The organism is Youngiibacter fragilis 232.1, from assembly GCF_000495435.3.
In the GTDB taxonomy this organism is placed as follows: Bacteria; Bacillota; Clostridia; order Clostridiales; family Clostridiaceae; genus Youngiibacter; species Youngiibacter fragilis.
In genome coordinates this window covers 1-4,797 of the sequence record NZ_AXUN02000061.1, presented here as the reverse complement: position 1 = coordinate 4,797, position 4,797 = coordinate 1, and the positions used below count along the sequence as shown (strand labels likewise).

Sequence of the window (4,797 nt, the reverse complement as noted above, 5' to 3'; positions counted from 1 at the left end):
CTTCAAGCGGTCTAAAACAGCATAACTAAAATTATGGGAATGAAAGATAGTATATTTTTGGATAAGATTATAGCTTTTATGCGGTATATTTTCGTGAAGGCTTGAATAATATGACATTGTTGGCTAAAATAAGATTAAATCGAATATTAGCCAAGGGGACTTTGGTATGGACTATATCAAACGTGATTTGGAAAATAAAATTCTGTCCCTCTCAAGAGAATATTCCTGTTTGCTTATCACAGGACCTAGACAGGTCGGGAAAACTACAATATTGAAACGCATTATGGGTAATGATCGGGTGTATGTAACCCTTGATGATATGGAGGAACGTCGCCTTGCGAAGAATGATCCAGCCCTTTTCCTTCAGATGCATGCGCTTCCTATAATGATAGATGAAGTGCAGTATGCTCCAGAGCTGTTTTCATACATCAAGATTGCTGTGGACAATGGAGCTCCTCCTGGCGCGTTTTGGCTTACGGGATCACAGGCTTTTAATTTAATGCATTTGGCACAGGAGTCATTGGCAGGAAGAACTGCAATCCTTCATTTGCCTTCTTTGTCACAGCATGAGATTCATGGAAGGGGAGAATGCACTCCGTTCACTTTAGAACTTGATTCAATAAAGGCAAGGAACAGCACCAATGAACCCACAGACATGAATGGGATTTATGAACGTATCTTTAACGGCTCAATGCCGGGACTTGTCAGCGGCAAGTACACCGACAGGGATGTGTTCTATAGCAGCTATCTGCAGACCTACATCGAGAGGGATGTGAGTGAGCAGGTAGCGCTGATAGATAAATTGTTGTTCAGGGATTTTGTGCGATCTGCCGCCTCCAGGGTCGGACAGATGCTTAATGTTCACAATATTGCACAAGATGTAGGAGTATCTGATGATACGGCACGGCGCTGGCTTCAGGTGCTTGAAAAATCTGATATTATCTTTTATCTGCGGCCATATTCCAATAATCTTCTCAAACGAATGGTTAAGACAGCAAAACTTTACTTTTTCGATACCGGTTTGGTGGCATACCTGACCCGATATTCCTCGCCTGAGATACTGGCAAGCGGAGCAATAAATGGTGCGATTCTAGAGAATTATGTCATTTCTGAAATACAGAAGACTTATCACAATAACGCCAGGGAATGCCTGATGTGGTATTATCGGGATAAGGAAAGCAACGAGATTGATCTTATAATGGAGAGTGACGGCATGCTTCACCCGATAGAAATCAAACGTTCAGTGAATCCAGGATACGAGCTTTCAGGAACCTTCAAAGTTCTTGACAAAGCGTCGCTCACACGAGGTAACGGAGCGATCCTGTGTATGCGTCCGGAGCTCTCGGCAATTGACTCGGAAAATTATATTGTGCCTATCTGGATGATTTGAATATTAATTAAAAGAGCCTGCAGAATTTGTTTCTGCAGGCTCGGTTCTTTAAATAGATTAATGAAATGGGTGAGTACTTGCTTTGACTGCCTAATTCAAGGCTGATAACTGCAGGCAGTGATAGCTCATTCTATGGTCTTACACGGTATATTCTTGTCCTCCAGGGATATGTACCTGAATACCTTGATATCCTCATTGCGTAAATGGGATTCTCGAATTCACCAATTAGCTCTGTATTTTCAGAAATATACCTGAACAAATCGTCCATGTAGTTGCTTCCGTATAGGAAATCCCAGGCAGGGGAGGTGTTCTTGATATATTCCATTTCCTCGTGGATTAGTATTAAAGTTATACCTCTGTCCTTTATATAGTCTCCAATGGTTATACCGTTATCCTCAAGGAAAGCAAGGTTTCTTATGTCATAGAACCTTTGACTTTTGAAAGCATCGATTGTATTGAGGTTGCCAAGAACAATATCCCTGTCATTTGCCATTCCTTCTACAACTTCAATCATATCCTCATATCCAAGCTTATATGGTCTTGCCTCCCTGTAATCATCGAGTCCGCTGTAAAGCCTGATGGGTACAAAAACTAGTAGGATAAGTGCAAATGCCCATGTCAGATTTCTCTTTCCAATATTTCCAAGAACTATGCCTGCAGCTGTAAAGGGTGTCAGGATGATGAATGGGACAAGGAATACTACCGATGTCTGGTTGTATCTTCCTATGACAAGAAGTCCCAGGTTTATTCCGATTAATGCAGACCATGGGGTAAGGAGACTGTGGTAATTGCTGCCATCCTTTTTTCTTGATGCAAGAACATATACCGGTATCAGAAGTATTGCTGCGCCCAGAAGGATTATTTCAAGCCTGATGTCAAGCAGGTCGTAGGTGCCGCCAATCCTGGCATAAAGTTTGTACCAGAACCAGTAGAAGCCATCAATTCTTCCGATAGGATTGCTTTCTATCCCAAGGCTTTCTCCAAACTTAAGGTAGCCTGAAAGAAATCCCGGATTCATAAGGTTTCCTATAGCTATATATCCGATGAAGCCTGCTCCTGTAATCATGACATATGAGACCAGACCTTTCAGTCTTATTTCCTTCATGGTCAGTCTTATAAAGAGAACGGCAGAAGTTGTCATCCCTATGAGAAAGCTGTTGGGATGGACTCCTATTCCAAGAAGTGTAATAAGTGAGAGGACAAGGGACACCCGTCTGCCCTTAAGTATATATCCTGAAGCTATTCCATAGGCTGTCAAAAGCAGCAGCAGAATCATGCTGTCCTGCCTCCCGAACCTTGAGGAATAAAGGAACTGTATATTCAGTGCAAGTGCTAATGTGCCTGTAAATGGTAATAGACTCCCTGTACTGGACAGACTGCTGTTTTCAAGGACATGAGTCAATATCTTGTAGAAAACTATAAGAGCTAATACAGAGGCAACCAGTGAAAGTATCCTTGCTGAAGCTGCAGAGCTTCCCAGGACATTGAACACCAGGGCTTCGAGGCTGTGGTAGAGCCATCTGAAGGGGTGAACTACTCTTGGATAAAGGTCGAAGAAGGGTTCTGTAACAGCGAAGGACTTCCGCCCTACCATCTCGTCGGTTATTCCCTTCAGCCATAGCTCATCTGAGTGTACAGTGGGGAATTCCAAGATTGTCATAAGGTTTGCAATGAAATATGCAAAAAGGGCAGTTATTGGCAGTATCCTTTTCAGCTTTTCCATCGGTGCCCTCCTATAAATCTAGTCATAGACTGACTGTTCAGTTACGTAATACTTCTTCATTCTATCATCATTTTCCATGAAATGAGAAGGGGAGTGGATTACGTGAAATGAGACAACTCTTCAGGATGACGAATGCACTTTCTCATACCCGAAGCTTGCATTAAGCCTTAGTTCCGGGAATTGTATCCCTAATGACACGAAAGATTCATAAGTGAAGAATATAATAAAGGTATCAGATGATTGAAAAGAGGTGCTGATATGAAAAGAGTGCTGGCAGTTCTTATTATCATAACTATGTTGATTTCAGCTTGCACTACGGGTGGAGAAACTCCGGAGGAGACGAAGAAGCCAGAAGAGACTCAGAAGGAGACGGTAGTTGTCACTGATGAGACGGTGCTTGAATTTAAAGAAAGCTTAAAAACAGCTGATGACCCTTTTGAAGTTAGGAAAAAACTGGATATCATCATGGCGAGCGGCAGTGAAGAACAAAGCGATACTGTTCTCGCTGACTATATGAGATATCTCAGTGCATATTCAAGTATGGGGATGTCAAAGGACTGGGATAAGCTACAGGACCTTGAGCCTTATTTCGATGCTTCAGAAAATATTGATCCTGAGTCGATAACTGATCCTTCGCTTAAAGAGCTTTATAAAAGTCTAACTGGAGCCGGATACAAATTCATCAGGGTAGAGGGGTCTGTAGAACCGATAGTTGACTATCGCTCCATGGAGTCATACTCTGATTCGATTTCGGATGGAATGAAAGATTACCTGAAGTTCAAGGCAATGGATTCGGATAAGGTATGGGCTATGGATGCAGGTCTAGTCATCCCTGTCAAAGAACTAGGTGACAGGATAGCTGCTGCCGAGGGTTTTCTTAAGAAGTACCCTGATTCTGAGCTCAAGGGAGATGTCCTGAGGGATTTAAGGAATTACCTGAGCGGCTATTTTGGCGGCTTGGACAATACTCCTGTGGCAGATGGTGGAGGCTATGTCAAGGAATACATTGATGCATACGAGGATTTTCTCCAAAAGCATCCTGATACTTCTGCTGCAGGTGCCCTGAAGAAATACTATGATGATATAAAGGCTAAGGGATTTGCCGCTCCATATAAGGAAGGGGATACGGCAGGCAGGCTGGACTTCAAATGGCGCGTTGAGGCAATTACTGATGGTCTTGTTTCTAAGTTTGGATCAGTAGCTGAGTACTCAGAGCTTCTTAAGACGACAGAGAACCTTGTCATAAGAAGCAAGCCTGATACAAAGGGCGAGCTGCTCTTTGTGATTCCAAAGGGTACGATCATAACAGCAAATTCCATCTGGAACGGGTGGGCTGCGGTCCATACATCAGGCTGGAGCGGATACAGCTCAATGGATTACCTGGTGCCTGTTGAATATGACGCTTCGCATCACCACATGACCTTGTGGAATGTGAACCTGCGAGAAGGACCATCAACGGACAGCAAGATACTGACTCAGATACCGGCTCAGACCATCATTTTCATTGATGAAATAAATGATGGGTGGGGGAAGACCAGCCATGCGGGAATTACAGGGTATATTTCCATGTCCTACGTCAAGAAGCCATAGGGTGAGGAAGCATTCCCGACAATTTGATATAGTAGATATAAGGCGCCCGGGCTGCATGATGCCTGAGCGCCTGTTGTTGTGCGCCCGGCATGGG

At 43.4% G+C, this 4,797-nt stretch carries 3 protein-coding genes; 2 read left to right on the top strand and 1 reads right to left on the bottom strand.

Features of this window, described 5'->3' with window-relative positions; translation table 11 throughout:
* Nucleotides 1–166 precede the first annotated feature (166 nt).
* Nucleotides 167–1,390, top strand: coding sequence for an ATP-binding protein (locus T472_RS04280; RefSeq protein ID WP_023387129.1), 1,224 nt, complete (start codon nucleotides 167–169; stop codon nucleotides 1,388–1,390).
* Between the two features lie 130 nt (nucleotides 1,391–1,520).
* On the opposite strand, the gene T472_RS04275 is transcribed toward T472_RS04280, so the two are convergent.
* Complete coding sequence (locus T472_RS04275) at nucleotides 1,521–3,113, bottom strand: hypothetical protein (RefSeq protein ID WP_023387128.1); 1,593 nt, start codon at nucleotides 3,111–3,113, stop codon at nucleotides 1,521–1,523.
* Nucleotides 3,114–3,407: 294 nt separating this feature from the next.
* Here T472_RS04275 and T472_RS04270 point away from each other — a divergent pair, with 294 nt between their 5' ends.
* Entirely contained in the window at nucleotides 3,408–4,703 is a 1,296-nt protein-coding gene (locus T472_RS04270; RefSeq protein ID WP_207643944.1) for an SH3 domain-containing protein, read from the top strand.
* The last annotated feature ends 94 nt before the right edge of the window (nucleotides 4,704–4,797 follow it).

What these genes read in the sequence shown, in the direction of transcription:
- T472_RS04280 (WP_023387129.1), top strand. Translation starts at nt 167, where the DNA reads ATGGACTATATCAAACGTGATTTGGAAAATAAAATTCTGTCCCTCTCA.
- T472_RS04275 (WP_023387128.1), bottom strand. Translation starts at nt 3,113, where the DNA reads ATGGAAAAGCTGAAAAGGATACTGCCAATAACTGCCCTTTTTGCATAT.
- T472_RS04270 (WP_207643944.1), top strand. Translation starts at nt 3,408, where the DNA reads ATGTTGATTTCAGCTTGCACTACGGGTGGAGAAACTCCGGAGGAGACG.